General features: G+C 71.1%; 30 protein-coding genes. 20 read left to right on the forward strand and 10 right to left on the reverse strand.

Features of this window, described 5'->3' with window-relative positions; genetic code table 11:
* Window positions 1-476: 476 nt before the first annotated feature.
* Window positions 477-854, reverse strand: coding sequence for a hypothetical protein (locus AB0K67_RS22260; protein ID WP_364063108.1), 378 nt, complete (start codon window positions 852-854; stop codon window positions 477-479).
* Window positions 855-987: 133 nt separating this feature from the next.
* Window positions 988-1257, reverse strand: a complete 270-nt coding sequence (locus AB0K67_RS22265) for a hypothetical protein (protein ID WP_364063111.1) — start codon at window positions 1255-1257, stop codon at window positions 988-990.
* A gap of 19 nt (window positions 1258-1276) precedes the next feature.
* Between AB0K67_RS22265 and AB0K67_RS22270 the strand changes: the two genes are divergently transcribed.
* The 8 genes from AB0K67_RS22270 to AB0K67_RS22305 all read left to right on the forward strand — a co-directional run bounded on the left by AB0K67_RS22270 (window position 1277) and on the right by AB0K67_RS22305 (window position 8223).
* Window positions 1277-1480 (forward strand): hypothetical protein, encoded by a 204-nt coding sequence (locus AB0K67_RS22270; RefSeq protein WP_364063114.1) that lies wholly within the window; start codon window positions 1277-1279, stop codon window positions 1478-1480.
* A gap of 229 nt (window positions 1481-1709) precedes the next feature.
* Window positions 1710-2186: an NUDIX domain-containing protein gene (locus AB0K67_RS22275; RefSeq protein WP_364063117.1), complete on the forward strand. Its 477-nt coding sequence runs from the start codon at window positions 1710-1712 to the stop codon at window positions 2184-2186.
* A 483-nt stretch (window positions 2187-2669) separates the two neighbouring features.
* Entirely contained in the window at window positions 2670-2909 is a 240-nt protein-coding gene (locus AB0K67_RS22280; RefSeq protein WP_364063120.1) for a hypothetical protein, read from the forward strand.
* 233 nt (window positions 2910-3142) lie between these two features.
* Window positions 3143-3820: a response regulator transcription factor gene (locus tag AB0K67_RS22285; RefSeq protein WP_364063122.1), complete on the forward strand. Its 678-nt coding sequence runs from the start codon at window positions 3143-3145 to the stop codon at window positions 3818-3820.
* 47 nt (window positions 3821-3867) lie between these two features.
* Window positions 3868-5484, forward strand: a complete 1617-nt coding sequence (locus tag AB0K67_RS22290) for a HAMP domain-containing sensor histidine kinase (RefSeq protein ID WP_364063125.1) — start codon at window positions 3868-3870, stop codon at window positions 5482-5484.
* Window positions 5485-5565: 81 nt separating this feature from the next.
* Window positions 5566-6588 (forward strand): serine hydrolase domain-containing protein, encoded by a 1023-nt coding sequence (locus tag AB0K67_RS22295; protein WP_364063128.1) that lies wholly within the window; start codon window positions 5566-5568, stop codon window positions 6586-6588.
* 86 nt (window positions 6589-6674) lie between these two features.
* The gene (locus AB0K67_RS22300) at window positions 6675-7256 is read left to right on the forward strand and encodes an RNA polymerase sigma factor (protein WP_364063131.1); all 582 of its coding nucleotides are present in this window, start codon (window positions 6675-6677) and stop codon (window positions 7254-7256) included.
* Entirely contained in the window at window positions 7249-8223 is a 975-nt protein-coding gene (locus tag AB0K67_RS22305) for a CU044_5270 family protein (protein ID WP_364063134.1), read from the forward strand. The genes AB0K67_RS22300 and AB0K67_RS22305 overlap by 8 nt, the downstream gene beginning before the upstream one ends.
* A 187-nt stretch (window positions 8224-8410) precedes the next feature.
* On the opposite strand, the gene AB0K67_RS22310 is transcribed toward AB0K67_RS22305, so the two are convergent.
* Window positions 8411-9004: a TetR/AcrR family transcriptional regulator gene (locus tag AB0K67_RS22310; RefSeq protein WP_364063137.1), complete on the reverse strand. Its 594-nt coding sequence runs from the start codon at window positions 9002-9004 to the stop codon at window positions 8411-8413.
* Between the two features lie 139 nt (window positions 9005-9143).
* Between AB0K67_RS22310 and AB0K67_RS22315 the strand changes: the two genes are divergently transcribed.
* On the forward strand, window positions 9144-9950 hold the full coding sequence (locus AB0K67_RS22315) for an SDR family NAD(P)-dependent oxidoreductase (protein WP_364063274.1): 807 nt from the start codon (window positions 9144-9146) through the stop codon (window positions 9948-9950).
* A 44-nt stretch (window positions 9951-9994) separates the two neighbouring features.
* Here AB0K67_RS22315 and AB0K67_RS22320 read toward each other — a convergent pair whose 3' ends face one another.
* Together AB0K67_RS22320 and AB0K67_RS22325 are read right to left on the reverse strand one after the other, a co-directional pair.
* Window positions 9995-10264: a hypothetical protein gene (locus tag AB0K67_RS22320; RefSeq protein ID WP_364063140.1), complete on the reverse strand. Its 270-nt coding sequence runs from the start codon at window positions 10262-10264 to the stop codon at window positions 9995-9997.
* Between the two features lie 158 nt (window positions 10265-10422).
* Entirely contained in the window at window positions 10423-11106 is a 684-nt protein-coding gene (locus AB0K67_RS22325; RefSeq protein ID WP_364063143.1) for a helix-turn-helix domain-containing protein, read from the reverse strand.
* 91 nt (window positions 11107-11197) lie between these two features.
* On the opposite strand from AB0K67_RS22325, the gene AB0K67_RS22330 reads away from it, so the two are divergent.
* Window positions 11198-11725 carry a nitroreductase/quinone reductase family protein gene (locus tag AB0K67_RS22330; RefSeq protein ID WP_364063146.1) on the forward strand — a complete coding sequence of 176 codons (528 nt, stop codon included), beginning with the start codon at window positions 11198-11200 and terminating at the stop codon, window positions 11723-11725.
* 244 nt (window positions 11726-11969) lie between these two features.
* Here AB0K67_RS22330 and AB0K67_RS22335 read toward each other — a convergent pair whose 3' ends face one another.
* Complete coding sequence (locus AB0K67_RS22335; RefSeq protein ID WP_364063149.1) at window positions 11970-12524, reverse strand: histidine phosphatase family protein; 555 nt, start codon at window positions 12522-12524, stop codon at window positions 11970-11972.
* A 549-nt stretch (window positions 12525-13073) separates the two neighbouring features.
* On the reverse strand, window positions 13074-13898 hold the full coding sequence (locus AB0K67_RS22340) for a phosphotransferase (protein WP_364063152.1): 825 nt from the start codon (window positions 13896-13898) through the stop codon (window positions 13074-13076).
* 125 nt (window positions 13899-14023) lie between these two features.
* On the opposite strand from AB0K67_RS22340, the gene AB0K67_RS22345 reads away from it, so the two are divergent.
* Window positions 14024-15541: an OmpA family protein gene (locus tag AB0K67_RS22345; RefSeq protein WP_364063155.1), complete on the forward strand. Its 1518-nt coding sequence runs from the start codon at window positions 14024-14026 to the stop codon at window positions 15539-15541.
* A 52-nt stretch (window positions 15542-15593) separates the two neighbouring features.
* Window positions 15594-16514, forward strand: coding sequence for a DUF2218 domain-containing protein (locus tag AB0K67_RS22350; protein WP_364063158.1), 921 nt, complete (start codon window positions 15594-15596; stop codon window positions 16512-16514).
* A gap of 95 nt (window positions 16515-16609) precedes the next feature.
* On the opposite strand, the gene AB0K67_RS22355 is transcribed toward AB0K67_RS22350, so the two are convergent.
* Window positions 16610-17365 (reverse strand): class I SAM-dependent methyltransferase, encoded by a 756-nt coding sequence (locus AB0K67_RS22355; protein ID WP_364063161.1) that lies wholly within the window; start codon window positions 17363-17365, stop codon window positions 16610-16612.
* A gap of 99 nt (window positions 17366-17464) precedes the next feature.
* On the opposite strand from AB0K67_RS22355, the gene AB0K67_RS22360 reads away from it, so the two are divergent.
* Window positions 17465-18004, forward strand: a complete 540-nt coding sequence (locus AB0K67_RS22360) for a CGNR zinc finger domain-containing protein (protein ID WP_364063164.1) — start codon at window positions 17465-17467, stop codon at window positions 18002-18004.
* Window position 18005: 1 nt separating this feature from the next.
* Window positions 18006-18524 (forward strand): GNAT family N-acetyltransferase, encoded by a 519-nt coding sequence (locus AB0K67_RS22365; RefSeq protein ID WP_364063167.1) that lies wholly within the window; start codon window positions 18006-18008, stop codon window positions 18522-18524.
* On the opposite strand, the gene AB0K67_RS22370 is transcribed toward AB0K67_RS22365, so the two are convergent.
* Together AB0K67_RS22370 and AB0K67_RS22375 are read right to left on the reverse strand one after the other, a co-directional pair.
* On the reverse strand, window positions 18517-19461 hold the full coding sequence (locus AB0K67_RS22370) for a D-2-hydroxyacid dehydrogenase family protein (protein WP_364063170.1): 945 nt from the start codon (window positions 19459-19461) through the stop codon (window positions 18517-18519). The genes AB0K67_RS22365 and AB0K67_RS22370 overlap by 8 nt on opposite strands.
* Before the next feature lie 312 nt (window positions 19462-19773).
* Window positions 19774-20133 (reverse strand): hypothetical protein, encoded by a 360-nt coding sequence (locus AB0K67_RS22375; RefSeq protein ID WP_364063173.1) that lies wholly within the window; start codon window positions 20131-20133, stop codon window positions 19774-19776.
* 291 nt (window positions 20134-20424) lie between these two features.
* Between AB0K67_RS22375 and AB0K67_RS22380 the strand changes: the two genes are divergently transcribed.
* The 6 genes from AB0K67_RS22380 (at window position 20425) to AB0K67_RS22405 (ending at window position 26317) form a co-directional block, all read left to right on the forward strand.
* Complete coding sequence (locus tag AB0K67_RS22380; RefSeq protein WP_364063176.1) at window positions 20425-22272, forward strand: glycosyltransferase family 2 protein; 1848 nt, start codon at window positions 20425-20427, stop codon at window positions 22270-22272.
* A 76-nt stretch (window positions 22273-22348) separates the two neighbouring features.
* Window positions 22349-23374, forward strand: coding sequence for an energy-coupling factor ABC transporter permease (locus AB0K67_RS22385; RefSeq protein ID WP_364063179.1), 1026 nt, complete (start codon window positions 22349-22351; stop codon window positions 23372-23374).
* Window positions 23375-23378: 4 nt separating this feature from the next.
* On the forward strand, window positions 23379-24134 hold the full coding sequence (gene cbiQ / locus AB0K67_RS22390; protein WP_364063182.1) for a cobalt ECF transporter T component CbiQ: 756 nt from the start codon (window positions 23379-23381) through the stop codon (window positions 24132-24134).
* Window positions 24131-24865, forward strand: a complete 735-nt coding sequence (locus tag AB0K67_RS22395) for an ABC transporter ATP-binding protein (RefSeq protein ID WP_364063185.1) — start codon at window positions 24131-24133, stop codon at window positions 24863-24865. The genes cbiQ and AB0K67_RS22395 overlap by 4 nt, the downstream gene beginning before the upstream one ends.
* Before the next feature lie 292 nt (window positions 24866-25157).
* Window positions 25158-25496, forward strand: coding sequence for an STAS domain-containing protein (locus AB0K67_RS22400; protein ID WP_043624827.1), 339 nt, complete (start codon window positions 25158-25160; stop codon window positions 25494-25496).
* A 47-nt stretch (window positions 25497-25543) separates the two neighbouring features.
* A complete protein-coding gene (locus tag AB0K67_RS22405; RefSeq protein WP_364063189.1) occupies window positions 25544-26317 on the forward strand; it encodes an SDR family NAD(P)-dependent oxidoreductase in 774 nt (257 codons plus the stop codon).
* Window position 26318: the final 1 nt, after the last annotated feature.

Here is a 26318-nt window from a genome sequence, read left to right on the forward strand (position 1 = left end):
CGGGTCGTGGAGGCGGGTGTGGGGGAGCGGCGATCGTGAGTTGGGATCGCGTTCGGCGGTACGGGCGCGCTGGCGGCGCTCGTGCGAGGGCCGTCAGACCTGCGTGGTGATCGGCATCGGTCAGGGGATGAGCACCACGCGCGGTGTGCGGTGCATTGCGTACATGTGTACGGTCCGCTGCCCGGGCGGGTGCGTACGCGAGATCAAAAACGAGCTCGAGGAAGCGGCGCGAGCTCGGTTCCGTGGTCGGGAGTGTCGCGGAGCTGTACGGGCTGCTGGAGGCTGGCCTTTTACTGGACGAGCGGCGCTGGGACGGGGGACGCGCGTGGTCGGGGGCCCTGATGTTGTGCGTGTAGTCGTTCCTTGCACGTCGGTTCGCGGTGCCGCACCCTCGGCTGGGCGTGCCCCCGTCGTACGTGCCCCGGCCCCGGCGGCCGTGTCGCCGGGCGTGACGCGGCCGCCGGATCGTCAGGACGTCATCCCGTGAAGCGGATGGTGGCGCCCTGGCTGGTGATGGCCAGCACGCGGAACGACAGCGCGTTCTTGCGGTTGATGCGGATTTCGCCCTCGGCGCCTTCGCCCAGGGACACCGTCGAGCCCGGCGCCCGCACCACGACCATGTCCTGGTCGAAGATGCCGCCGACGTACTCCTTGGAGACGTACACCCTGGAGAAGCCGTAGCGCTTCTTGGAGATGCGGAAGCTTACGGACTTCGTGAACGTGAACTTGCACTTGCCGTCGTAGCAGCTGCGGTAGCTGGGCTTGGCCGAGGCGGCGGCGGGGGTGGCGGCCACGGCGGGCGTCACGACCATGGCGCACGCGAGCGTTAAGGCGGAGAGGGTTTTCCTGTGCATGGGCCTACCTTTGATCCGTTCCACGGGCGAGATCCTTTTTAGCGCGTGCCGGTCGGGAGGGGTCCCGGGACGGCGGGGGGATAGTGGCGCTGGGCGGCCTACGAGCGAGCATGGGAGTGAAGATGTCGGCAATTCACAGCGGAAGGGCGGCTCTGCTGGTCACGGCGGCCGTGCTGCTCGCCGGATGCGGCTCCGCGCCGCAGGAGGCGGCCGCGCCGGAAAGCGCGCCGTCGTCCTCGGTCGCCTCCTCGCCGCCGCCCTCGGCTTCCCCCTCCTCACCGTCGCCCTCGTCTTCTCCCTCGGCGTCGCCGTCCCCTTCGCCGACGGCGACGCCGCTCCCCAAAGCCAGGAACGGCACCGACCTCCGGGCGTGCCGGGACGCGAAGTGCGAAGTGCTCGTCAAGGACGGGCAGAGGATCAGGTTGGCCGACAAGTGGGGGCTGCTGCCGATCGACGTGACCGTCGAGGACGGCTCGGTCACCTTCCACGCGTACACCCCGTCCGGCATGCGGCTCACCATGGCGAAGCAGACGCCGGATCAAGGAGGGCCCAGCACTGTCAACGAGGTCAGCTTCGAGGTGGTGGCCGTCAAGGGGAAGAAGGCCGTCATCAAGATCTCGCACTAGCCGTCAGGGCTCGGCAGGTCGTCCCGGTGGCCGAGCGTGGTCGCCATGGCGGCCGGTCCGGTCGCTTCTCGCGGACGTCGATCAGGCTTCCTGACCAACTCGATGTGTACGTGTACGGCAGCCGGGTCGCCGGCCTTCCCGTTCTGCATCTGCGCAGGGTGGCCGGTGGAAAGATGGTCGCACGTACGCTGAGGGTTTCGAAGGGGCCGTCCCCGTGGAGGCGTGATTCGTGGGCAGGCGCATCGATTACTACGACGATCCCGCTGCGCCTGAGCCCAACAGCCTCGTGCCGTCCGTGAACGTCATCGTCACCAACGCGGCCGGCCATCTACTGATGATCAGGCGCAGCGATAACGACAACTGGGCTGTGCCGGGCGGGGCCATCGACTTGGGGGAGTCCATCCCGGCCGCCGCTGTCCGGGAGACGCTGGAGGAGACCGGGGTCAGGTGCGAGATCACCGGGCTGGTCGGTACGTACAGCGATCCGCGCCACATAATTCTCTACACCTCTGACGGCGAGGCCCGGCAGGAATTCTCCATCGTCTTGACCGGCCGGGTTGTGGCGGGTGAGCCGACGCCGAGTGACGAGTCGCGTGAAGTTCGGTGGGTGCCCCGGGATGAGGTTCTGTCACTGCCGATGGACCGGTCGATGCGGATGCGGATCGAGCACTATTTGGCCGGTGCCGGTCTTCCGTACGTCGGCTAGCGCCGCCGGCCCCTACGGCCCTGCTCATTCTCAACCTCGGTGCGCCGTTTCGATGGGCGAGTACGCCGACGGGTGCGTGGTCACCATGCCCACCCGAGCCTGTGAGTTCGGGTATCCGCCGCAGACCCGGTCCGTCAAGGTTCACTTCAAGCCTTGGGGGCTGGGCCCGCGGTTGAGCTGTGTGACCGGCCGGTGGCGGTCGAGCAGGTCTGGGGCAGGTCGGTCGTTGACGGGTTGCGGGAGCGGCCGGCGGCGGGTGGGCCGTACCTATCGTTTCTCCTCCACCGTGTTCGCCATCGACCCCGCCGAGCCGATCGACGGGGTGCGGTCGCCGCTGACGCCGGCGGCTCACGACACGCCAACTTGGGGCGCCGCAAGGCAAAGTGGTCATGTACGGCTCGGTGTCGGTGGACGGCTTCATCGCGGACGAGAACGACGCGCCCGGGGGCGCCGTTCCACTTCGTCGGCGGCATCGAGGCGGCCGTGGCGAAGGCGCGGGAGCTCGCGGGTGGCCGCCTGGTGGAGGTGGCCGCCGGTGACATCGGTGGGCAGGTGCTCGCCGCGGGCCTGGCCGACGAGGTGCGTATGGACGTCGTGCCCGTCGTGTTCGGGTCGGGCAAGCGCTTCTTCGGGTCGGTCGACGCGCAGCACCTGCTCGAGGATCCCGACGTGGTTGTTCAGGGCGATCGGGTGCTTCACCTGCGCTGTCCCGTACGCCGGTGACTCCCCGTGCGCGGGATCGTCTCGTCTCGCGGCAGGATCGGCGGCAGCGCGGGCGGTGCCTCAGCTCGGGCAACCCCATCCGCGTGACGAGCGCCCCCGCTTGAGCCCTCGCCAAGCGACGGAGGAACCACCCGATGCCGCTCTCCGTCGACGTCATCACGCTCTTCAGGCTCTGACCGCACTGCCGTTTCCGCGACGTAGGATCGTTGGCCGACGTACCGAGGGAGGTGTCGTTGGCCGGTCACCAGATCCTCGCCGTCGACGACGACCCGGCCATCCTGCGGGCGCTGCAGCGCGGGCTGCGGCTGGAAGGGTTCGGCGTCGACACCGCCGAGTCGGGGGAGCGCGCGCTTGAGCTCGTCACGGTCCGCAGGCCGGACGCGGTCGTGCTCGACGTTTCCATGCCCGGCATGTCCGGCATCGAGGTGTGCTCGCGGCTGCGCGCTGAGGGGACCGACGTGCCGCTGCTCATGCTGTCGGCCATGGACGAGGTGGCCGACCGGGTCGCCGGGCTCGCCGCCGGCGCCGACGATTACGTGGTCAAGCCGTTCGACCTGGGCGAGCTGGTGCTGCGGCTGCGTGCGCTGCTGCGCCGGGCCGGGCGCGTGCCCGGTGCCGCCGTACGGGTCGGGCCGCTGGTGGTGGAGCCGGAGGCGCGCCGGGCGACGATGCACGGGCGCGAGGTCGAGCTGACCCGGCGCGAATTCGACCTGCTTGAGGTGCTGGCGCTCAACGCCGGTCTGGTCCTGTCCCGTGAGGTGCTGCTCGAGCGGGTCTGGGGGTACGACTTCGACGTCACCGAGAACGCCGTAGACACGTTCGTCAGCTACCTGCGGCGCAAGCTCGGCGAGCCGCGCATGGTGCACACCGTACGCGGGGTCGGCTACGTGCTGCGCGAACCCCCGCCATGAAGCGGCGAACCCCGGCCGTGAAGCGGCCAACCTCCGCCGGGAACCCGATGGCCGGTGCCGCGAAGCTGAAGGCCGCCGCCGCGAAGGTGAGAGCCGCCGCCACCGAGCCGAGGGCCGGCGGCGTCAAGCTCTCGACCCGCTTCGCGCTCTGCATGGCCGCGCTGGTCGCGCTCATGGTGGCGCTGGCCGGGCTGCTCGTGCTCGCCCTGGTCTCCGCCGACCTGCGCGCCGAACGCGACGAGCGGCTGCTGGCGCGGTTGCGCGCGCTGCGACCGGCCGCCGCCTCGTACGCCTGGCGGGCGAGCTTCGTGCCCGCCGTTCCGGCGGACTTCATGGAACGGCGGCTGGCCGCGGCGGCGGGACCCGGCGTGTACGTGCACGTCGTGGGCGGCGAGCCGCTGTTGATCGGCGACGTGCCGGATCGCCCGCCCGCCGGTGACGGGCCGGCCGACCACGGCCGCTGGCGGTACGTGGCCACCGACCTGGGGCGCCGTGGCCACCGGCTGCTGCTGTTCGAGCCGAAGGAGCGGCTCGACGGGCAGCTCGCGCTGCTGCGCCGCCGGGTGCTCACGGTCACGCTGATCGGCGCGGTCGCGGGCGCTGTGGCGGGACCCGTTGTGGGCCGGTACGCGGTACGGCCGCTCACCCGGCTCAGCCGCCAGGCCACGGCCCCGGACGCCCGGCTCGACACCGACTCCCGCGTCACCGAGATCGACCACCTGGCCGGGGTGCTCAACGACCTGCTCGACCGGCGCGACGCCGCGCTGGAGACCGCCCGCGCGTTCGCCGCCACCGCCGCGCACGAGCTGCGCACCCCGCTCACCAGCATGGCCGCCAACCTCTCCCTGCTCGGCCACCCCGGCCTCACCCCGGACGACCGCGCCGAGATCGTCGCCGACCTGACCGCCGAGCAGGCCCGCGTCCAGCGGCTCGTCACCGTGCTCCGCCAGCTGTCCGCCGGTGAGCTGCTCGACCCCGCGACCGCCGCGTCCGCCGACCTGAGCGGCATCGTGCGCGAGGCCGTCGCCGCAGCCCGCCGCCGCCACCCCGGCCTGACGATCACCGAGGCGGTGGCAGACGGCGTGACCGTGCGCGGCTGGGCGGAAGGGCTCCGGCTCATCGCCGACAACCTGATCGACAACGCCGCCACACACGGCAAGCCGCCCATCACCGTGGCACTCGCCTTCGATGGGGAGCCCGCTTTCGATGGGGAGCCCTCCTTCGATGGGGTGGCCGTGTCGGGTGGGCGGGGTGCCTTCGGCGGGGCTGCCGTGTCGGGTGGGCGGGGTGCCTTCGGTGGGGTGGCCGTGTCGGGCGGGCGGGGTGCCTTCGGCGGGGTGGCCGTGTCGGGTGGGCGGGGCGCCTTCGGCGGGGAGACCGCTTCCGCCGAGGAGACCGCGTCCGGCGGGAGGAGCGCCCGCACCGGGCGAACCGCCGTCCTCACCGTCACCGACAGCGGCCCAGGCGTCCCGGACGGCGACCGGGAGACGGTGTTCACCCGGTTCCACCGCAGGCGGGACAGCCCCGGTTCGGGCCTCGGCCTGACCCTCGTACGCCAGCAGGCCGAGCTGCACGGCGGCACCGCCACCGTGACCGGCGCCCGCTTCGAGATCCGGCTGCCCACCGCCGGCGGTACCGGCAGGCCACGCTCGTGGCTGGAGTGAGCGGAGTGAACTGCCAGAGATTTGCCAGAAAAACGGTCCACGATCGCCCCCTGTCCGATTCAGTCGACTACAGGAGGCGACGTGCGCAGCATCCTCATCGCGCTCACCCTGGCCACCGCCCATACGGCACCGCCCGCCGACGTCATCAGGCCGTCGGCCGACCCGGTCCCGCTGGTCAACGCCAGCCGCCCGCTCTCGGTCACGTACACCTACAAGGGCGAGCAGCACACGCTCGACGACTTCCTCACCCGTACGAAGACCAACGGCTTCCTCGTCCTGCGCGGACAGAAGATCGTGCACGAGCGGTACACCGGCGCGAACCGGACGACCCGGTTCCAGTCGTGGTCCATGGCCAAGTCGTTCACCTCGGCGGCGATCGGCGTCGCGCTGAAGGAGGGGCACATCCGCTCGCTCGACGACCCGGTCACCCGGTACGTGCCCGAGCTGCGCGGCTCCGGCTACGACGGCGTGTCGATCAAGAACCTGCTGCGGATGTCGTCGGGCGTCGAATGGGACGAGGCCAAGGACGTCCCCAAGATGCAGGCCGCCGCCGCCAAGGGCCTGCCGCTCACGCCCATGGTCACCAAGCGGGGCTCCGACTGGGAGCCGGGGACGCAGTTCGAGTACAACAGCATGAACTCGTACGTCCTGGCCAGGGTCCTCACCGAGGCGACCGGCACCCCGTACCACCGCTACGTCGAGAAGAAGATCTGGCGTCCCGCGGGCATGGCGGGTACCGCCCGGATCGACGCCGACGGCGACGGTAACAGCCTCGGCTACTGCTGCTTCCACGCCACCGACCGCGACTACGCCCGCTTCGGCCTGCTCTTCCTGCGCCAGGGCAAGGCGAACGGCAAGCAGGTGGTGCCGGCGTCGTGGGTCAAGGCGTCCACCAGCCCGTCCGGGGTCAACCCGCGTTACGGGCTGCACTGGTGGCTCGGCGGCGGCAAGGACTTCATGGCGGCGGGCTTCGGCGGGCAGTACATCTACGTCTCTCCCGAGCACAACGTGGTGATCGTCAAGTCGACCACCTCGACCGGCGCGCACGACCAGGAGGAGGTGCTGGCCGCCTTCAAGGCTGTCGCCGCCGCCGTCTCCGGCTAGTGTGATCCTGATCACATCCCGTACCGCGAACTTTCGACGGCCGTACGGGCGAAAGCCGTCGAAAGCAACCGCGCAGGACGGGAGCAATGAGTGTGATCGCCGTAGAACCCGTCAGGGCCGATGACGCGGCCCTGATACGGCGCTCGGAACGCGAGCCGGAGGTCTTCGCCGACCTCTTCGACCGGCACGCGCCCGCGCTCCGCCGCTACGTCGCTCGGCGGCTGGGCCCGTCCCTGGCCGACGACGTGGTCTCCGACACCTTCCTGGCGGCCTTCCGGCGCCGCCACCGCTACGACTCGAGCCAGCCGGACGCCCGCCCGTGGCTGTACGGCATCGCCGCCCGGCTCATCAAACGGCACCGCCGGGTGGAGCTCCGGTTCTACCGCGCGCTGGTCCGCACCGGCGTCGACGAGGTCATCGAGCCGTACGCCGACCACGTCGACGCCAGGGTCGCGGCGCAGCAGGCCGGGCTGGCGCGGGCCCTGGCCGAGCTGTCGCCGGGCGACCGGGAGGTGCTGCTGCTCGTGGCCTGGGCCGACATGACGTACGAGGACGTGGCCCGCGCGCTGGACATCCCGATCGGCACGGTCAGATCCCGCCTGCACCGGGCTCGGGCCAGGACCCGGCAGGCGCTGGTGGCGACGCGAGAGGAGGCTTTCGATGGATGACCTGCGTACGCTGCGCGAGTGGCGCGCCGAGGTCCCGGAACCGGACGGGCAGTGGCTCGTCCCGCAGCGCCGCCGCCTGCTCGACCGGATGCGGCGCCGCCGGCGGAGCCTCGCACTCCGTCTGGTCGCCGTCGCGGCGGCGGGGGCGGCGGCCACCGCGATCGCCGTGGTCGTCCTGCCCGGCGGCCCCTCCGGGACCGAGCCCGTGGCCGTCCCTTCGACGACCGTGCCCCTGGACTCCGGGATGGTGCTCGCCAAGGCCGCCGAGGTGGCCGGCGGGCGCGGCGCCACCTCCGTGCCGGAGCCGACCCAGTGGCAGTACACCCGCGTTCTGGACAAGCAGCCCAACTCGGACGAGGCCGAGACCCGTGAGAGCTGGACCCGCTACGACGGCAAGCAGACCGCCGGCTACGACGAGAACGGCAGGCTGCGGGTCCAGGACGTGCCTCCGGATCCGGGCGACGACGACCTGTCGCCGCAGCAGTACGACGCCAAGCTCCGCGCGCTGCCGACCGACCCGAAGAAGCTGCTGGCCAAGGTCACCAAGGACCGCCACTGGATCGACTACCCGCGCGAGGAGGGCGTCCCGAAGAGCGCGGAACCGGACGCCGACCGGGCGTTTCGGGTGATCATGCTCTATCTGAGCAGGTACGGCAGGATGCCGCCGCGGCTGGAGTCGGCCATGTTCGAGGCCCTGGCGCTGATCCCCGGCGTACGGGTCGAATCGGGCGTGACCGATGCCGCGGGCCGCACCGGGCTGGGCGTCTACCGGGAGGGACGCGACGAGATCCACAGGAGGTACCACATCCTCGACCCGGACACCTATCACTACCTGGGCGAACGGACCGTCTGGCTCCAGGACGAGCGCGTGGGCGGCAACCCGGAGCCCGCCTTCCGCAAGGGCTCGGTATGGGCCATCGCCCTGCTGGATTCGGTCATCGTCGACCGTCCGGGGGAGCGCGGCTAGGACGCGCTCACAGGCTCGGCGGGGGTGGCTACGATCGCGCGAGGCGTTCGCCTTCACGATCGTGGCCACGGGTTTCCTGGAGCGCAGCGGCTGCGTGGAGCCAGGACGGCGCGCCGGACATCGACGCGACGGGCTTCTACAAGCGCTTCTCCGGCCCCTGGTGCATCTGGACGGAGCCCCGCTGGGTTCAGGCCGGGCGGGCGGCCTTGAGGAAGAGGTCCACCAGGGCGTCGGCGTACTCGGGGGTCAGCGGGCCCGAGCGGTGCAGCCAGCGCTGGAAGAGCGGCGCGTACAGCAGCTCAAGGGCCAGGTCGAGGTCCAGGTCGGCGGCGATCTGCCCGGCCTGCTGCGCGCTGCGCAGCCGCGCCTTCTTGGCCTCGTCCACCGGCGCGGCCAGCCGCTCGCGGTACTGCGCCGCGAGGTCGGGGTCGTTGATGATCTCCGTGTTGAGCGCCCTGATCGGCTCCTCGAACGCCGGGTCGGCGAACTCCGCCACCGTCGCCCGCATCACGGTCTTCAGGTCGGCCTCGATGTCGCCGGTGTCGGGCAGCGCCATGCCGCCCTCCTCCGCCTCGCTCAGCGCGAGGAACGCGTCGAAGATCACCGCTCCCTTGGAACGCCACCACCGGTAGATCGTCTGCTTGCCCACGCCGGCCCGGGCGGCGATGGCCTCGATGGAGACCTTGCCGTACCCGATCTCGGAGACCAGCTCGCGGGCGGCGGCGAGGATGGCCTGGCGGGAGCGCTCGCTGCGGCGTGAGGGGTCTGGGTGCTTGGACATGCGCCGCAGCATAGCACCTTCGCGAGACGAGACGGTCCGTCTTGACAGTGGCGCCATGGATGCGTCACAGTGAAGGGGCCTTGAGGCGAGACGGACCGTCTCGTCTCACTCAATCGCTGAGGAGAGCAAATTGACCCGAGTGTGGTTCATCACCGGTGCGTCCCGCGGCCTCGGACGGGCTTTCACCGAGGCGGCGCTGGCCGCCGGTGACCGCGTCGTCGCCGCCTCGCGGAACGTGGAGCCGCTGGCCGAGCTGGAGGGTCGCTACCCCGGCGCCCTCGTACGGCTGCCGCTCGACGTGTCCGACCGCAAGGCCGTCTTCGACGGCGTGGAGAAGGCCGTGGCCGCGTTCGGACGGCTCGACATCGTGCTCAACAACGCCGGCCGGCTGCTGCTCGGCATGGTGGAGGAGGCCACGGAAGAGCAGCTCAGAGAGCAGTTCGACGTCAACTTCTTCGGCGCCGTCTGGGTCACCCAGGCCGTCGTGCCGCACCTGCGAGCCCAGGGCTCCGGCCACATCCTCCAGGTGACCTCGATGGGCGCGAGCGGCGGCTTCGCCTCGACCGGCATGTACGCGGCGAGCAAGTCGGCGTTGAACTCGGTGAGCGAGGCGCTGGCCATGGAGGTGGCGCCGTTCGGCATCAAGGTCACCATCCTGCAGATGGGCGGCTACGACACCGGCCTGTTCACGGTGGGCACCACCATGACCGAGCCCGACCCCTTGTACGGGGAGCTGCGCGCCCAGCTCGCCGAGATGTGGGGCGACGACGCCGGCCCCGACCCGAGCACCGCCGTGCCCGCCGTCATGGAGCTGATCGACCTGCCGGAGCCGCCGGTGCGGCTGATCGTCGGCGGCGCCTCGTACGACATGGTGCTCCAGATGGAGCAGGGGCGCATCGAGCAGTACAAGGCATGGGAGCGGCTCAGCCGGCTGGCTCCCGGGTGAGCGCCGGATCAGGTTGTGAAGAGCCGGAAGAAGACCGGGCGCGCTCAGGGCCGCTCTTCGCGCGCCGCGTCTTCCGGCCAGATCACGGTCACCTTCATGCCCCGTTTGCGGGCTTCGGCCACCACCTCGGCCGTGCCGCCTCTGCCCGTGCCGGGCTTGCCGTCCCACACGGCCGCCATCTCGTCCACAGACGAAAGCATCGCCTCGTTCGCGGCCTCGTACGCTGCTTCGCCTGCATGGTCGAAGCCCGTGATCCGGACGGTGGCCGCGGCTGCGAGGAGCCGGTCGAACTGCTCGGCGTGATCCGGCTTCACGCCGGGTGAGGTTCGTGTGGCCGGTCACGCCGATACGCATCATCGAGCCCTTCCTCTCCGGGCGGGGTTCCAGCGTGTCGGTGTTTCGTGGATGTGCTGCCGTAATGGCACTGCGACCGGACGCTCCAGGTCTCAAACCCCTTCTGCGGTTGTGGGCGTCAGGCGGGGAGTGGTTGTGGGTGGCCGGTGGCGCGGAGGCCGTCGAGGGAGATGCACAGCAGGCGGTTCCACTGCCCCGGGCGGCATTCGTCGGTGATCTGGACGGCGTGGCCCAGCGAGACCAGCAGGAGCAGCAGGTCGTCGGTGGTCACGCCGGGGCGCAGCAGGCCCGCGGCGCAGGCGCGGTCGCACAGGTGCTCGATGACCAGGCGTAGCTGCCGGACGCCCTCCAGGTCGGGGCCGGCCCAGGTCAGTGCGAGGTTCTCCATGATGGCGCGGTGGCGGGCGTAACCGGTCAGGGCCTGCTGGAAGAAGGCGGTCAGCGCCGTCCACGGGTCCTCGGCGTCGCACGCCGTCGCGCGCGCCGCCCGCGCCCAGGTCGAGAAGTCCCTGAGCAGGACCGTGTGCACGAGGTCTTCCTTCTTCGGGAAGTGCCGGTAGAGGGTGCCCATGCCCACGCCGCTGCGGCGGGCGATCTCGCGTACGTCCACCGCCGTGCCCTGCTCGGCCAGCACCTCGGCGGCGGCCTGGATGATCGCTTCCCGGTTGCGGAGCGCGTCCGCGCGCGGTGCGCGGCGGCGCGTGGTGCCCTTGGGTTGGGGACGTGTGGCGCTCGCCGGGTCGGGACGTGTGGCGCTCGCCGGTTGCGGGTGTGTGGCGCTCGCCGGGTCGGGCACTGCCATGCGATCGAGCGTATCTCCCTTATCCGGAGCGCTTGCTCCGCTTCGTGCTACTTTGCGAATCACATGATCGGATGGTGTGAAGGGGGATGCCATGTCCGACGAGCCCATGACCGCCGTGACCGAGGCCGGGGGCGCCGACATCAACGACTGGAACGACCGCGTCATCGCCGAGTTCCGGGCCAACGGCGGATGGGTGCATTGGAGCAGTGACGAGGAGCTGGCGGCCGGGCGGCCCGTACCGCCGCCGCTGCCCGGGTTCGACGAGCGTGGCCTGCGGCTCATCCTGGTGCACCACATCGGCGCCAAGAGCGGGCGGGAGCGCATCAACCCGCTGTTCTTCCAGGAGGTCGACGGTGGCTGGGCGGTCTTCGCGACGTACGGCGGCAGCCCGCGCCACCCCGTCTGGTACCACAACCTGATGGCGAACCCGCGGACCGTCGTCGAGGTCGGGACGGAGCGGGTGCCGGTCGTGGCCCGGCTCGCGGAGGGGGAGGAACGCGAGCGGATCTGGTCGAGGCAGGTGGCCCTCGTCCCGAAGTTCGCCGAGTTCGAGGCGGCCGCGGGCCGGCAGATTCCCGTCGTGGTGCTGGAGCGGGCCGAAGGATCGCGTACGGCCTGACGTCGCGGCTCGTACGCCCGCCTGGCAGCGCTGGACAGGCCCTTCCGGCGTGCATGCTGCCACAATGGCGCCCTCACCGAGCTCATGACGGCCTGCCTGTGATGTGGGAGCAGCAGGACGGCCAGTGCTCCTGGTGGGCTAATCAGCCCCGGCATTCCCGCTTCTGCCCGTCGCGGGCCGATCTCGCCCGAGGCGGCGAAGCGGGTGAGGATGGCGGGGGCTGTCACCCCGCTGAAGCGTGGCCTCAGGACCCGTTCCAACCCGTGGGCAGCGTGTACGTCCAGCCGGGCCGCCAGTGGAACGGCGCAACCACCAGGTCTTCGAGAGGTACGCCGCCCAGGAGATGCTGCAGGGCCCAGCGGTTGGCGGAGTGGGCGATGAGCAGCACCTTCGTGCCGTTCCACTTCTCGGCCGGCTCGCGCAGGAAGTCTATGGTCAGCTCCACCACGTCCCGGTAGCTCTGGCCGCCGGGCCACGGCCGGTCGATGTGCTCGGCGCGCCGGCCCGCCAGGCGGCTCAGCGGCGCGCCGTCCAGCTCGCCGTAATGGCACTCGCGCAGGCGGCGGTCCTGGATCAGCGGGATGCCGGCGTCGCCGAACGCGATCTCCGCGGTCTGTACGGCACGCCGCAGGTCGGAGCTGAACACCGCGTCCAGCCCGTCGTCGCGGCGGCGTTCGCCCAGCTCGGCGGCCAGAGCACGGCCCCGCTCCGACAGCTCGCCGGGCAGCCAGCCGCTGGCGATGCCCTCCTCGTTGTGGGTGCTGATCGAGTGGGTCTCGTAGATGAGCTCGACCGCCATCCGCCCTTCTGGATCGTCAGGCCCTCTCCCAGGCCGAGGCTATTCGCCGGGGCGCGGCCGCGAAAGGCGCGATGTCGAGCGGGGAGGCGCTGCGGCCGGAGGGCTTACGCTCGTCCGCATGACAGCACCTCCTGAGCTTCCCCCGGACGTCGCGCGCGTTCACGACGTACACGACTTCGCCGCCTACCTGGAGACCATGGCGGACGACTTCGATGCGGACCGCGCCGACGTCGAACGGCAGATCCGCGAGGGGAAACGGTTCGCCGAGGGACGCTGGAGCAGCGTGTACGCCGGCGACTTCCTCAGGAGGTGGGCGGCCTGGCTCAAGGGGGTTGCGTCGGCGAAGGAGCCCCGTTCAAGGACGCCGTCGATCCGCCCACCTGGCAGTCACTCGCCTTGCAGGTGCACGCCGCCCACCTTTACGAGTAGCGCACCTCTTCCGGATGCCGCACCTCCTGCTCCGGCAGCGGGACGACGTCCCATAGGTGGGCGTGCCTGGCCAGTGCCTCGCCGAGTTCGGCCCAGGGGGATCGTCGATCGCATGGCGTCCTACCGCAGCTCGGTGCGGAGCCGGGTGAGCCATTCCGCGCCCAGGCGGCGGCCGTCGGGGAGCTGGTCGTCGCGGTCCCAGCGCCAGGTGGTGATCATGGCGAGGACGAGGAGGCGGCACTGGCGGAGCACCTTTTCGTCCGCTCCCGGATAGTGGCGGGCCACGTCTTCCGGGGCGTGGGCGAGGTCGAACTCCACCGGGCCCCTGCAGCACGTCTCGAAGTCGATGAACAGCGGGCCCTTCGACGTGGCCAGGACGTTGCCAGGGTGCGGCTCGCCGTGAAGCGGCTGGTCGGGGCGGGCGGCGGCGAGGATCGTACGGGTCGCGTCCTCCAGCGTGCGGGCCAGGAGGTCGCGGTCGGCGGCGGTCAGCTCGGGAGTGCGGTCAAGGTCCGCTACGAGGCGCTGCGCCTGCTGGACGCGGTGGGTGAAGTGCGGCACCGGTACGTCGAGGCCGCGCATGCCGATGTGCAGCCGATGCAGCGCGCCGGCGTAGGCGGCCGGCGTGACCTCCGCGGCCGCCGGCTCGTAGTGCGTCCACAGGGTGAGGACGAAGCCGTCGTACTCGTACGCGCGTGGCTCCACCCGGGGGTCCAGGGCGGCGACAGGAGCGCTGCGTTCGGTGAGCCGGCGGGCGAGGTCCACTTCGAGGCCGGCGACCTGCGCGGCGGCGGGAGCCACGCGGGCGAGGACGTCGCAGGGCAGCAGGCGCAGGATGAGCTTGTTCGAGTTCTGCAGGACGATCGCGTCGTCGGCCGCCAGGCCGAGCGAGGAGGCGGTCGCCGCCGCGGCGGCCGTCGCGCGCCGTACCTCTGGTTCCAGCATCCCGCCCCTTCCCCCGTCCCTCCGCAGGCGGCCCCTCCGTAGGGACCGACCATACGGACTGAGCACCGTACCAGGGCGGCGAAAACAACTGGCGGGATTTTTCGGTCATGGGGACAATCGCCCGCATGTTCAGCCGAAACCATGCCATGGCCGCCGCGATGCTCGCGCTCGCCGTGGCAGGTTGCGGGATGCCGCCCCAGCGCGAGACCCCGCCGCCCCCGACCTCCGCAAGCTCCTCCCCGCCGCCGTCATCGGCGACGCCCACCGGCAGCGGGTCCCCGGCGCAGGACGTCGGGCCCGCGCTCGCCGAGACCCGCAGCACGCTCACGGAAGACTTCAAACTGGAGGTCGTCGGGCTCAACCGCGTCAAGGGCAAGCACCTGGTCGTGCAGCTCCGCCTCTCCAACACCGGGAAGAAGGACCTTCCGTGGACCGGCGAGCTGGGCGACCACACCCGTTCGCTCGGCCAGATCAGGTGGGCGTCCGGCATCGGGGTGCTCGACGCGGCGGCCCACACCTGGCTGCTGCCGTATCAGCCGGACGGCTCGCCGTGCCTGTGCAGCGACCAGGAGCGCGGCGACCTCCCGTACGCCATCCCGCCCGGAGAGTCGATCACCGTGTACGCGGTGGTCCCCGCACCCTCGGGCAACCCGGCCACGGCCACCGTCGTCACCCCGGTCGCCCCGCCCATGCCGGACGTGCCGATCAGCGACGAGCCCCCGGCCGGCGACTTCCCCGACCCCGACGCCCAGCACGTCATGCCCATCGTCCGGCGGATCGTGACGCCGTCGGAGTCGCTCGACAAGGCGGACGAGATCGCGGACAACGGCACCGACCTGCAGGTCAACCTCTCGTCGGACGTGCTGTTCGCCATCGACAAGGCCACGCTGACCGGCAAGGCCAGGGCGGTGCTCGCGCGTACGGCGAAGCTCATCGACGCGTCCCCGGCCGCCGTGGTGCGGGTGGAGGGCCACGCGGACGCCACCGGCAACCACGCCATCAACGACCCGCTCTCCGAGCGCCGCGCCCAGGCCGTGCAGCGGGAGCTGGAGAGCCTGGTGACCCGCGACGGCGTACGCTTCCAGGCCCGCGGCTACGGCTCGCGCCGCCCCCTCTACGACAACGGCACCGAGGAGGGCAGGCGCCGCAACCGGCGCGTGACGGTCACCTTCGCCAAGCCGCAGGAGCGGCAGGAACCGGCCGCCGACACCGCGCAGACGTCCGAGCCCGCCGCGGTCAAGGCGGGCGATGGGCAGCCGTTCTCGATGAAGGTCACCGGGCTGCGGCGGCTGCCGGGCGGGCTCGGGCTGCTGACGTACACGATCACGAACGAGGGCTCGGCCGAGACCTGGTACAACGACCTGCACCAGGCGCAGGACTGGGAGAGCTACATCTACCAGGCCGCGAGCAACGTCCGCCTGACGGACCCGGCCGGTCGGCGCCGCTACCTGCCGGGACGGCTCCAGGTGGGCAAGGACCTTTACTGCGCCTGCACCGACCTCTCCGGCGTGCGCAGCAGCACCGAGAAGTACGCTCCAGGCCAGACCCGTACGTTCTGGGACCTCTTCGCGCTGCCCGATGAGGCCGCCACCCTCCAGGTGGAGATCGCCACGTTCCCCCGTCTCGACCTCTCCGTCGGGTGATAGAGCGGCAGACTAGGCGTGTACTGACATATCCCGAAAAAGAGGATCAGTCATGCCCCTGTCCACGGCCCGCCTCACCACCGACCACCCCGACCGCCGCCTCGCAAGGCTGGTCGAGGAGCTGAAGCCGGACGCCCGGCTGACCGGCCCCGGCAGGGGCGCGGTGACCCTGCCGGGCGGCACCTGCACGGTGCTGTCGGCGGGGAAGGAACTGCTGCTGATCGCCGCCGCGGCCGACGCGGACGGCCTGGCCGGCGTTCAGGATGAGATCACGCGCCATCTCCAGGAGCCGGTGGTGTGGGACGAGCCCGTGAGCGGACATCAGGTCGAGCCGCTCTCCCCGATCATCGAGGACTACCTGCTCGCCCACTGCACCCCCGCCGACGACCTGCTGCGCGAACTCGCCGCCACGACGCGGGAGCTGACCGGGCGCTCGGCCGGGATGCAGATCTCGGCCGACGAGGGCGCGCTGCTCGGCATGCTGGTACGCCTGGCGGGCGCGCGGCAGGCGATCGAGGTCGGGGTGTTCACGGGGTACTCGTCGCTGTGCATCGCCCGCGCGCTGCCCGATGACGGTCGGCTCATCGCCTGCGACGTGAGCACCGAGTGGACCTCCATCGCCCGGCCGTTCTGGGAACGGGCGGGCGTGGCCGATCGCATCGACCTCAGGATCGGCCCCGCGATCGGCACGCTGCGTGCGCTGCCCGCCGAGCCCGCCTTCGACTTCGCCTTCGTGGACGCCGACAAGCCCGGCTACCCGGCCTACTACGAGGAGATCGTCCCCAGGCTGCGGCCGGGCGGGCTGCTGGTGCTCGACAACGTCTTCCTCGGCGGCCAGGTGTTCGACCCCGGCTGCCAGGGGGAGGGCGCCGTGGCGATGCGCCGGGTGAACGACGCGATAGCCCGCGACGACCGGCTCGACTGCGTGATGCTGCCCGTACGGGACGGCGTCACGATCGCACGTAAACGTTGATCGGTCACGATCGCACGTGAACGCTGATCACAGGTCGCCGAGCTCGCCGAGCGGGATGCTCCAAAAGCGCGTCACCGGCCGGCACCCTGGCGCCGTCAGCCCCGTACGGCGCACAGCAGCCGGTTGTTCCCACGCTGCCAGAGCGTGCCGATCTCCGTGAACCCGGCCTCGCGCAGCGCCTCCACGTGCTGCGACAGCAGGCGGGACTCCGAGCCGTGGTGGCCGGCCCCCGCGGTGGTGCGCTCGCGGTTGAGCTCGGCGAGGTCGGGGTCGGCGGCGACGGCGTCCCACCAGGAGCGCCAGTCCTCCGGGCGGTCGGCTCCGAAGACGCGCTCGGTGTGCAGCTCGTGGATCGCCAGTTCGAGGCGGGAGAGCGCGGGCGTGGCGTCGTCGGTGTCCATGTGGTCGCCGTTGAGCAGCAGCCCGCCGGGCCGCAGCACGCTCGCCAGTTCGGCGTACATGCCCTTGAGCTCGGGCTCGGAGATCCAGTGCAGCGCGGTGGTGCTGACCGCCGCGTCGGCCGGGCCGTCCAGGCCGAGCCGGTCGGTCCACCCGCTCGTACGCAGGTCCGCCGTCACGAACGTGAGCTGCGGGTACGCGGCCCGCCCCAGCCCGATGAGCAGCGGGTCGGCGTCCACGGAGATCACCTTGGCGTCGGGCAGCCGGTCGAGGAGCCGGGCGGACAGGGAGCCGGGGCCGCAGCCGAGGTCGATGACCACGGGGTCGGGCCGGCCGAGCGCCTGCACCGCGTCGATCAGCGCGGTGAAACGCTCCTCCCGATCGGGCAGATAACCCTCCTGCTGGCGGTCCCAGCGCGCGATCCACTGAAGTGCGGCATCGTGAGTCAGCACAGAAAGCCCCCTGTAACTGTCATCTAGACTTTAGGCAGTTACAACGTACGGCACGAAGGTGTAACGGGTCAATTGGATTTCAACAGTCACACAGACGCTGTGGTGAGGGTGGCGGTGGCCCTCGTCAACGCGCTGACCCCGGGAGAGCAGCGCGGCCGGGCCTTCCCCGAGCCCGCCGACCTGGGCGCGGCCGCCACGGCGGCCCTGCGCACGGTCTATCCGTCCTTCCGGGAGGTCAGCGCGGCGGAGGGCGCGGAGCTGGCCGAGGTCGCGCGCCGGCTGCGCGCGGTCTTCACCGCCGTCGCGGGCGACGACATCGACCGCGCGGCCGAACTGGTGAACGCGCTGCTGGCCGAGACCGGTGCGCGGCCCCACCTCGAACGCCACGACGGAGAGCCGTGGCACCTGCACTTCCACGGCCCCGGCGGCACCACGGCGGGCGAGTGGGCGGCCGGTTGCTCGACGGGCCTCGCGGTCGTGCTGGGCGGCGAGTTCCACGACCGGCTCGGCGTCTGCACGGCCCCGCACTGCGACCGCGTGTACGTGGACGTCTCCCGCAACGGCACCCGCCGCTTCTGCTCGACCGCCTGCCAGAATCGCGTGAAAACGGCCGCTTTCAGAGCACGGGCGAAGGGATGACATGCGAGTTCGCCGAGCGGTTGCCGCCGACGTCGAGCGCATCGCCGAGGTCCACGTTCTGACCTGGAAAGGGGCCTACCAGGGGCTGTTGCCGCAACCGCTGCTCGACCGGTTTCAACCGGCGCAACGCGTGCCGCAGTGGGAGCGGATCATCGAGCGGACCGCATGGCCACGCCAAGGCACACTGGTCGCCGAGGACGAGGGGGACCTGATCGGCTTCGCCGACCTCTGCCCCACCCGGGACGACGACCGCGACCCCGCGAAGGTGGGGGAACTCGCCGCGATCTACGTGCTGCCGGCCGCCTGGAAGCGCGGTGCCGGACGCGGGTTGATGACGGAGGCGATGCGGACGCTCAGAGAGGCGGGCTACTCGTCCGCCACCCTATGGGTGCTGGAGGGCAACGACCGGGCGATCCGCTTCTACGAGCGGATGGGCTGGCGGCCGGACGGCACCGTCAAGGACGCCGTGATAGGCGGGCGCGAGGTCCGCGAGCTGCGATATCGCTGCGAGCTCAGCTGAGCTGGCGGATGGGGTCGCCGTCGATGAAGGCGTCGATGTCCTCGACCGCCTCCCTGAAGAAGGTGCCGTAGTTGAGCTCGGTCACGTACCCCAGGTGCGGCGTGGCCAGCACGTTGGGCAGCGTACGGAACCGGTGCCCCTCCGGCAGCGGCTCCACGTCGTAGACGTCGAGGCCCGCGCCCGCGATGCGCCCCTCGCGGAGGGCGTCGGCCAGCGCGTCCTGGTCGACGATCGCCGCCCGCGAGGTGTTGACGAGGTAGGCGGTCGGCTTCATCAGGTCCAGCTCGCGCTCGCCGAGCAGGCCGCGGGTGCGGTCGGAGAGCACGAGGTGGATGGTGACGATGTCGGAGCTGGTGAGCAGCGCGTCGAGGTCGGGCGCCAGGCGGGCGCCGCACTCGGCGGCGCGCTCCTTGGTGAGGTTCTGGCTCCAGGCCACGACGTCCATGCCGAACGCCTTGCCGACGGCGGCCACCCGCGACCCGATGCGGCCGAGGCCGAGCACGCCGAGCGTGCGGCCGTGCAGGTCGGTGCCGAGGGTGTGCTGCCAGGGGCCGCCGGTGCGCAGGGCGGTGGCCTCGGGGAGCAGGTGGCGGGCGAGGCCGAGGATCAGCGCCCAGGTCAGCTCGACGGTGGGGGTGGAGCTGCTGCCGGTGCCGCAGACGGTGACGCCGTGCTCGCGGGCGGCGGCGAGGTCGATGGAGGCGTTGCGCCTGCCGGTGGTGACGAGCAGGCGCAGGTTGGGCAGCCGGGCGAACACCTCGGCGGTGAACGGCGTGCGCTCGCGCATCGCGACGATGATCTCGCAGTCGTGGACGGCGGTGACGAGGTCGTCGACCGTGGCGAAGTGGTCGCGATAGCTCCTGGCCTGCACCCGGGACCAGTCGGCCAGGCCGAGTGCGACGTCCTGGTAGTCATCGAGTACAGCGCAGCGCAACATGATCAGCCATGTTACGCCCCCTGCCCCAGCTCCCCGGGGACGGCCCCCCGGGGAGCTGGAGCCCGCTTCAGTTGCGCGCGGCGCCACGATCAGGAGCGGCTCCGGCCGCTGCCACTGCAGGCTGCTGCGCGACCGTGCAAGGCGTGCAATTCGGGCTTCCCTTGACTATGAGACGCCCCAAACGCCACAACGGTTCACCCCAATTTATCGCATTCTCGGCGGTTTCCCGGCTCGCTGCTGAAACACGCGCCCGGCGGGTCGCGCTCCGGTGGCGGCGGCGAGCGGTGGCCTTCGCCGAATGCCGAATATCGTTCAGGCGACGCCCGACAAACCCGAGAGCCGGTCACGTTCGAGGTGCACGCGCAGGATCTCCTGGCGTTCCTCGTTGATTCTGCGGCACAACACCAGGTACGCCTTCAGCACCTGGCGATATCGCGCGTGCGCCTGTTCGAGCTGGTCCTCCAGCAAGAGGGCGCGCTCGGTGTCGCCGTGCTGCCGCGCCTCGGCCACCAGGGCCCGTGCCTCGTCCACGATCTCCTCGGCGCGCAACCGTGTACGGCGTAGCAGGACGGCGCATTCGTACAGCTCCGTCAGCCGTGCCGAGGACACGATGAACTCCGCCGTGTGCACGGCCGATTCGTTCGCGGTGTCACCGCGCAGGTCCGATCCCATTCCCGCCACCTCCGAGTCAGGTCGCCTAACTGTAGACGCGTCAGGCTCTCGACGGGATCACCGTAGGCCCGCCGTGGTGGGGGAAAGCACCAGGCGGAGATGGATTCCTTCTCCCGGGTGGGAAATCACCATCCCTGAAACCCATTCGGCGCTGCGTGAATGAACTATTTGGCGGCCTTGCGGGGTCGTTTCGGCTTAATGCCGCGATTCTCCGGTCTTAGCAAAAGCATGGGGATGAAGACGAGCGATCGGCCTTCGCGCATGCCCGTACGCGTCACATACTGAATCGGGATGACGACGCGACGTGACTCTGGAGTGGTGGCGATGCCGGGGACAGGCAGCGATGACGACGCGGTCGACGTCAGCGTCGTCATCCCCGTGCACAACTGCCGGCCCTACATCGACCGGTGCCTCACCTCGGCGCTCGTGCAGCGGGTGAAGAAGGAGATCGTGGTGGTGGACGACGGCTCCACCGACGGCAGCGCCGAGCTGCTCGATTTGTACGCCTCCTACCACCCCGGCTGCGTCAAGGTTGTGCACATCGAAAGCAGCGGCGGCGCCGGCCGCCCGCGCAACGTCGGCATCGAGCACGCCACCGGCCGCTACGTCTTCTTCTGCGACGCCGACGACTACCTCGGCCCCGAGGCGCTGGAGCGCATGGTCTCCGTGGCCGACGCCAACTCCTCCGACATCGTGCTCGGCCGCATCGTCGGCCACGGCAGGCGCGCGCCGGTCTCGATGTTCCAGCGGAGCGCCGACCGGGTGAGCCTCGGCGACAGCCCCGTCTACAACAGCCTGAGCTGCTTCAAGCTCTTCAGGAGAGAGCTGCTCGAACGTCACCGCATCAGGTTCGGCGAGGGCATGCTCGTGGGGGAGGACATCCTCTTCAGCGTGCACGCCTACTGCCACGCCGGGCCGATCTCCATCGTGGCCGACTACGACTGCTACCACCTGGTGTCCAGGCCCGACGGCAGCAGCATCATGCAGCAGGCGGGCAGCAGGGACCCGCTGGCCTGGCTGGCGATGATCAAGGAGCCGATCCGGCTGATGGCCCGGCACGTCGAGCCGGGGCCGCTGCGCGACCACCTGCTGCGCCGGCACTTCAGGCTCGACGTCTTCACCCAGCTCGGCACCCCGTTCCTGGAGAGCGACGACGTGCGCAGGAAGGAGATCGCGCGCGAGGTCGCCACGCTCGTCGACGAGTGGTACACGCCGGGCGTGCACGAGCGGCTCAACACCATCGACAGGCAGCGGGCCGACGCGCTCGGCGACATCGACCGCCTGGTACGCCTGGCCCGCATCGAGAGCGCCACCGTGCGCCGCAGGCTGACCGGGCTGCGCTGGGAGGGCGACCGGCTGGTGGTGACGGGCGCGGCCCGCCTCGACGGCATCACCAGGGACGACGGCCTGACGGTGGTGCTGCGCGCCCGCCACGACCCCGGTACCGAGCTGGTGCTGCCGGTCGAGCGCAAGGGCGGCGAGTTCACCGTGCGGCTGGACGTCGGCGCGCTCGCGTCCGGTGTCTGGGACCTGCGGGTGGCGGTCGAGATCGAGGGCGTGATCCGGCTGGGGCGGCTCGGGGCCGACCGCGAGAGCGACCTCGGCAGGCCGCGCCCCCGGCTCATCGGCGGCGTCGTGGTGCTGCCCTACTTCACCAGGGACAACGGCAACCTCAGCATCGATGTGGGCGGCCACGTGGTGGCGGTGCCGGGCACGGCCAGGCTGACCAGGACGCGGTGGTCGCTCGGCCGGCGGCTGCTGATCGACGGCGAGGTCTCGGTGGCGGGCACCGCGCCGCAGGCGGCGGCCGTCAAGCGGCTGGTGTGGCGGGAGCGGCGCAGCGGCTGCGAGCGGGCCGAGAGGGTGGTGCCGCTGCCGGGCGGCGGGTTCACGGCGCGTCCCGCCGTGGGGCGGCTGGACCCGGGGACGTGGGATGCGTACCTGGAGCTCGATCTGGGCGGGCCGCCCGCGCGGTTCAGGATCGAGACGGGCGGCGGCACGGTGGCGGCTCCGAGCAGGTGGTGGACGGTGGCGCTGATGCGCAGCGTGCGGCCGTACGCGACGGCCGGCAAGGGGCGGTTGAGCGCGGTGGTCAAGCGGCTGACGGCCGAAAGTCTGGTGAAGAAACTGCTGCGCTAATTGCCACCTATGTGCAGGTGCAAGATGATGTCCTAAAGTTAGGACGGTTTGTCCTACCTGCTCACTGGAGGCAGCGGTGCACGTACCCGATGGCTTCTTCAACGCTGTGACCTCCGTCTCCGCCGGTGTCGTGGCCGCCGCCGGTGTCGCGGTGTGCCTGCGCGGCGCGCGGCGCGAGCTCGACGACCGGACCGCGCCCATGGCCGGGCTGGTCGCGGCGTTCATCTTCGCCGTGCAGATGCTGAACTTCCCGGTCGCGGCGGGCACCAGCGGACACCTGATGGGCGGGGCGCTGGCGGCGATACTCGTGGGGCCGTACACGGGCGTGTTGTGCATGGCCGTGGTGCTGCTCGTGCAAGGCGTGTTCTTCGCCGACGGCGGGCTGACGGCGCTCGGCGTCAACGTCACGATCATGGGCCTGGTCACCGTGCTCGTCGGCTGGGGCGTCTTCAAGCTGGTCACGGGCCTGGCCAAGGGCAAGGTCGTGATCGCCGCGTTCCTGGGCGCGCTGGTCTCGGTGCCGGCCGCCGCGCTGGTGTTCACGCTGCTGTTCTGGATCGGCGGCACCGCCCCGATCGAGGTGGGCGCCGTCGCCGCCGCGATGGGCGGCGTGCACGTGCTGATCGGCATCGGCGAGGCGGTCATCACGGCCCTGACCGTCGGTGCCGTGCTGGCCGTGCGGCCCGACCTCGTGTACGGCGCCCGCGGCCTGGCCAAGCCGCTGGTCCTGCGCGGCGCGGACGGCGAGACCACGGTGGCCGGGCAGCAGCCCGTGGCCCCGGCGCGCGGCGGGCTCAAGCCGTTCCTGCTCGGCGGTATCGGCGTGACGCTGGTGCTGGCCGGTGTCGTGTCGTTCTTCGCCTCGCCCGACCCCGACGGCCTGGAGGCGGTGGCCGAGAACAAGGGCTTCAGCGACCAGGCCGCCGACCACCTGTTCGGGTCGTGGGCGCTGGCCGACTACGGTGATGTGGGCGGCATCCCCGTGGGTGTGGCCGGGATCATCGGCGTGGGGCTCGTGCTGCTGATCGCCGGGGTCGTCGCCTACGCGGCGCGCGGCCGCGGTGAGTCCGCTGACCAGAGCCGGGACGAGATCAAGGCGTGAGACGTTGAGCGCGGGGCACCACCACCAGCTGTACCTGCCGGGCGATTCCGTCGTGCATCGGCTGCCGCCGCAGTGCAAGCTGCTGGCGGTCTTCGCCTTCGCCCTCGTGGTGGTGGCCACCCCGCGCGAAAGCTTCTGGGCCTTCGCCGCGTACGCCGTGCTGCTGGCCGGCGTCGCGGCGGCGGCCAGGGTCCCGGCGCTCTATGTGCTGCGGCGGATGGCGATCGAGGTGCCCTTCGTGCTGTTCGCCTTCCTCATCCCGGTCATCGGGATGGGGGAGCGCACCACGGTGCTCGGGCTCTCGCTGAGCGTGCCCGGCCTGTGGGCGGCCTGGAACATCCTCGCCAAGGCCACGCTGGGCGTGGTGGCGTCCATCCTGCTCGCGGCCACGACCGAGCCGCGCGCGATCCTCATGGGGGCGCAGCGGCTGCGGCTGCCGAGCCTGCTGGTGCAGATCGCGATGTTCATGCTCAGGTACCTCGACGTGATCGTGGACGAGATGCGGCGCATGCGGGTGGCCAGGGAGTCGCGGGGGTTCGAGGCGCGGAACTTCCGCCAGATCCCGGTGCTCGCGCGGTCGGCGGGCGCGCTGTTCATCCGCTCGTACGAGCGGGGCGAGCGGGTGCATCTGGCGATGCTGAGCAGGGGATACGCGGGCAGTATGCCGATAATTCATGACATGACGGCATCCGTACGCCAATGGGGCCTCGCGCTGGCCCTGCCCGCCATCGCACTCGCAGTGTTGGGACTCACCTGGTGAACTCACTCGAAGTCCGGCAGCTCGCCTACGCCTACCCGGACGGCACGCAGGCGCTGTTCGGCGTGGACCTGACGATCGCCCGCGGCGAGCGTGTCGCCCTGCTCGGCCCCAACGGCGCCGGCAAGACCACGCTCGTCATGCACCTCAACGGCATCCTCACCCCGGGGCACGGCACGGTCACCGTGGCCGGCACCCCCGTCCGCAAGGACACGCTGAAAGAGATCAGGCAGCGCGTCGGCCTGGTCTTCCAGGATCCCGACGACCAGCTCTTCATGCCGACCGTACGCGACGACGTGGCCTTCGGCCCGGCCAACGCGGGCCTGCGGGGCGAGGAGCTGGACCGGGTGGTCAAAGACGCGCTGGAGCGCGTCGGCATGCTGGAGTTCGCCGACCGGCCGCCGCACCACCTGTCGTTCGGGCAGCGCCGCAGGGTGGCGGTGGCCACGGTGCTGGCGATGGCACCGGAGATCCTGGTGCTCGACGAGCCCTCATCCAACCTCGACCCGGCCGCGCGCAGGGAGCTGGCGGAGATCCTGCGCTCGCTCGACGTGACGGTGCTCATGGTCACCCACGACCTGCCGTACGCGCTGGAGCTGTGCGAGCGCTCGGTCATCCTGTCCGGGGGCGTGATCGCCGCCGACGGGCCCACGCGGGAGCTGCTGGCCGACGCCGAGCTGCTGGCGCGGCACCGGCTGGAGCTGCCGTACGGGTTCGCCATCCCGGCGGCCTGAGCCTTGAGCCGTGCCTGCGGCCTGAGGCGCGGCCTGAGCCTTGAGCCGTCCCGGCGGGCTGCGACGCCGCCTGAAGCCGTCCCTGCGGCCCGGAGACGTACCTGGAGCCCCCGCTGGCGCTCGGGTTGGAGCAACCGGCCCGAGATGGGTAAAAACCCTGAGCGTGGTTCTTGACGGGGCGTTTGGTGCGCGTTTAGGCCCGCCTTGTCCCCCAACATCCGACTTTTCGTAGTTTGTGCATGCCCGCTATCCGGGGATGTCGAAGTACAGTGGCTCATCGAGGAGGGGCCCAATGAAGCTGCGGCTTGCGCGACACGCCCTGGGTGACGCCGTGGTGGTGGCCGTCGAGGGAGAGCTTGACCTGTTCACCGCGCCGTTCCTGCGCGACGAGGTACGCGACGCCATCAAACAGGACGGCGCGCGGCTCGTGCTCGACCTGCAGCAGCTGTCGTTCATGGACTCGAGCGGCCTGTCCGTGCTCATCGAGGCATGGCGGCTGGCCACGGGCGAGGGCGGCGGCGTCTCCCTGGCCGCGCCCCAGGCCCCCGTCGCCCGCATCCTGCGCACGACCGGCCTCGACCGCCGGATCAAGGTCTACTCCGACGTCGACACCGCCGTGGGCGAGATTTAGCCGCCCCTGAGTAGAACTTCATTCGGTCTGCGGTTAAGGTCCCGGTTATGGACGTGAACGGATCTGCAGCAATCATCTCCGGCGGCGCCAGCGGCCTCGGCGAGGCGACCGCCCGCGAGCTCGCCCGTGCCGGCGCCACCGTGGTCATCGCCGACCTCAACGAGGAACGCGGCAAGGCCGTCGCCGACGAGATCGGCGGCGTCTTCGTCAAGACCGACGTCTCCGACACCGAGCAGGTGCAGGCGGCCGTGGACGCCGCCGTGGCCACCGGCAGGCCGCTGCGCGTGGTCGTCAACAGCGCCGGCATCGGCTGGGCGGAGCGCACGGTCAACCGCGAGGGCAACCCGCACAACCCGGCCTCCTACCGCAAGGTCATCGAGGTCAACCTGATCGGCACGTTCAACCTCATGAGCATCGCCGCGGCGGCCATCGCCAAGACCGAGCCGGCCGACGCCGACGGCCAGCGCGGCGTGGTCATCAACACCGCCTCGGTGGCGGCGCTCGAAGGGCAGACCGGGCAGCTCGCGTACTCGGCGTCCAAGGGCGGCATCGTGGGCATGACCGTGCCCGCGGCGCGCGACCTGTCGGCCATCGGCGTACGCGTGAACACGATCTGCCCCGGCATCATCGACACCCCGATCTACGGCTTCTCGCCGAACGCCGAGGAGTTCAAGGCCAAGCTGGTCGCGCCGGTGGTCTTCCCCAAGCGCATGGGCCGCGCCGACGAGTTCGCCCACCTGGTCAGGTCGCTCATCGAGAACGACTACATGAACGCCGAGGTCATCCGCTTCGACGGCGGCATCCGCTTCCAGCCCAAGTGAG

It is taken from the genome of Nonomuraea sp. NPDC052634, from assembly GCF_040678535.1.
In the GTDB taxonomy this organism is placed as follows: domain Bacteria; phylum Actinomycetota; class Actinomycetes; order Streptosporangiales; family Streptosporangiaceae; genus Nonomuraea; species Nonomuraea fastidiosa.

Excerpts from the sequence above, each read along its gene's own strand:
- AB0K67_RS22365 (WP_364063167.1), top strand. The coding sequence starts at position 18,006 with ATGCGAGTTCGCCGAGCGGTTGCCGCCGACGTCGAGCGCATCGCCGAG.
- AB0K67_RS22305 (WP_364063134.1), top strand. The coding sequence starts at position 7,249 with ATGGATGACCTGCGTACGCTGCGCGAGTGGCGCGCCGAGGTCCCGGAA.
- AB0K67_RS22260 (WP_364063108.1), bottom strand. The coding sequence starts at position 854 with ATGCACAGGAAAACCCTCTCCGCCTTAACGCTCGCGTGCGCCATGGTC.
- AB0K67_RS22325 (WP_364063143.1), bottom strand. The coding sequence starts at position 11,106 with ATGGCAGTGCCCGACCCGGCGAGCGCCACACACCCGCAACCGGCGAGC.
- AB0K67_RS22345 (WP_364063155.1), top strand. The coding sequence starts at position 14,024 with ATGTTCAGCCGAAACCATGCCATGGCCGCCGCGATGCTCGCGCTCGCC.
- AB0K67_RS22405 (WP_364063189.1), top strand. The coding sequence starts at position 25,544 with ATGGACGTGAACGGATCTGCAGCAATCATCTCCGGCGGCGCCAGCGGC.
- AB0K67_RS22400 (WP_043624827.1), top strand. The coding sequence starts at position 25,158 with ATGAAGCTGCGGCTTGCGCGACACGCCCTGGGTGACGCCGTGGTGGTG.
- AB0K67_RS22290 (WP_364063125.1), top strand. The coding sequence starts at position 3,868 with ATGGCCGGTGCCGCGAAGCTGAAGGCCGCCGCCGCGAAGGTGAGAGCC.
- AB0K67_RS22350 (WP_364063158.1), top strand. The coding sequence starts at position 15,594 with ATGCCCCTGTCCACGGCCCGCCTCACCACCGACCACCCCGACCGCCGC.
- AB0K67_RS22330 (WP_364063146.1), top strand. The coding sequence starts at position 11,198 with ATGTCCGACGAGCCCATGACCGCCGTGACCGAGGCCGGGGGCGCCGAC.
- AB0K67_RS22310 (WP_364063137.1), bottom strand. The coding sequence starts at position 9,004 with ATGTCCAAGCACCCAGACCCCTCACGCCGCAGCGAGCGCTCCCGCCAG.
- AB0K67_RS22340 (WP_364063152.1), bottom strand. The coding sequence starts at position 13,898 with ATGCTGGAACCAGAGGTACGGCGCGCGACGGCCGCCGCGGCGGCGACC.
- AB0K67_RS22380 (WP_364063176.1), top strand. The coding sequence starts at position 20,425 with ATGACGACGCGACGTGACTCTGGAGTGGTGGCGATGCCGGGGACAGGC.
- AB0K67_RS22335 (WP_364063149.1), bottom strand. The coding sequence starts at position 12,524 with ATGGCGGTCGAGCTCATCTACGAGACCCACTCGATCAGCACCCACAAC.
- AB0K67_RS22300 (WP_364063131.1), top strand. The coding sequence starts at position 6,675 with ATGAGTGTGATCGCCGTAGAACCCGTCAGGGCCGATGACGCGGCCCTG.
- AB0K67_RS22370 (WP_364063170.1), bottom strand. The coding sequence starts at position 19,461 with ATGTTGCGCTGCGCTGTACTCGATGACTACCAGGACGTCGCACTCGGC.
- AB0K67_RS22375 (WP_364063173.1), bottom strand. The coding sequence starts at position 20,133 with ATGGGATCGGACCTGCGCGGTGACACCGCGAACGAATCGGCCGTGCAC.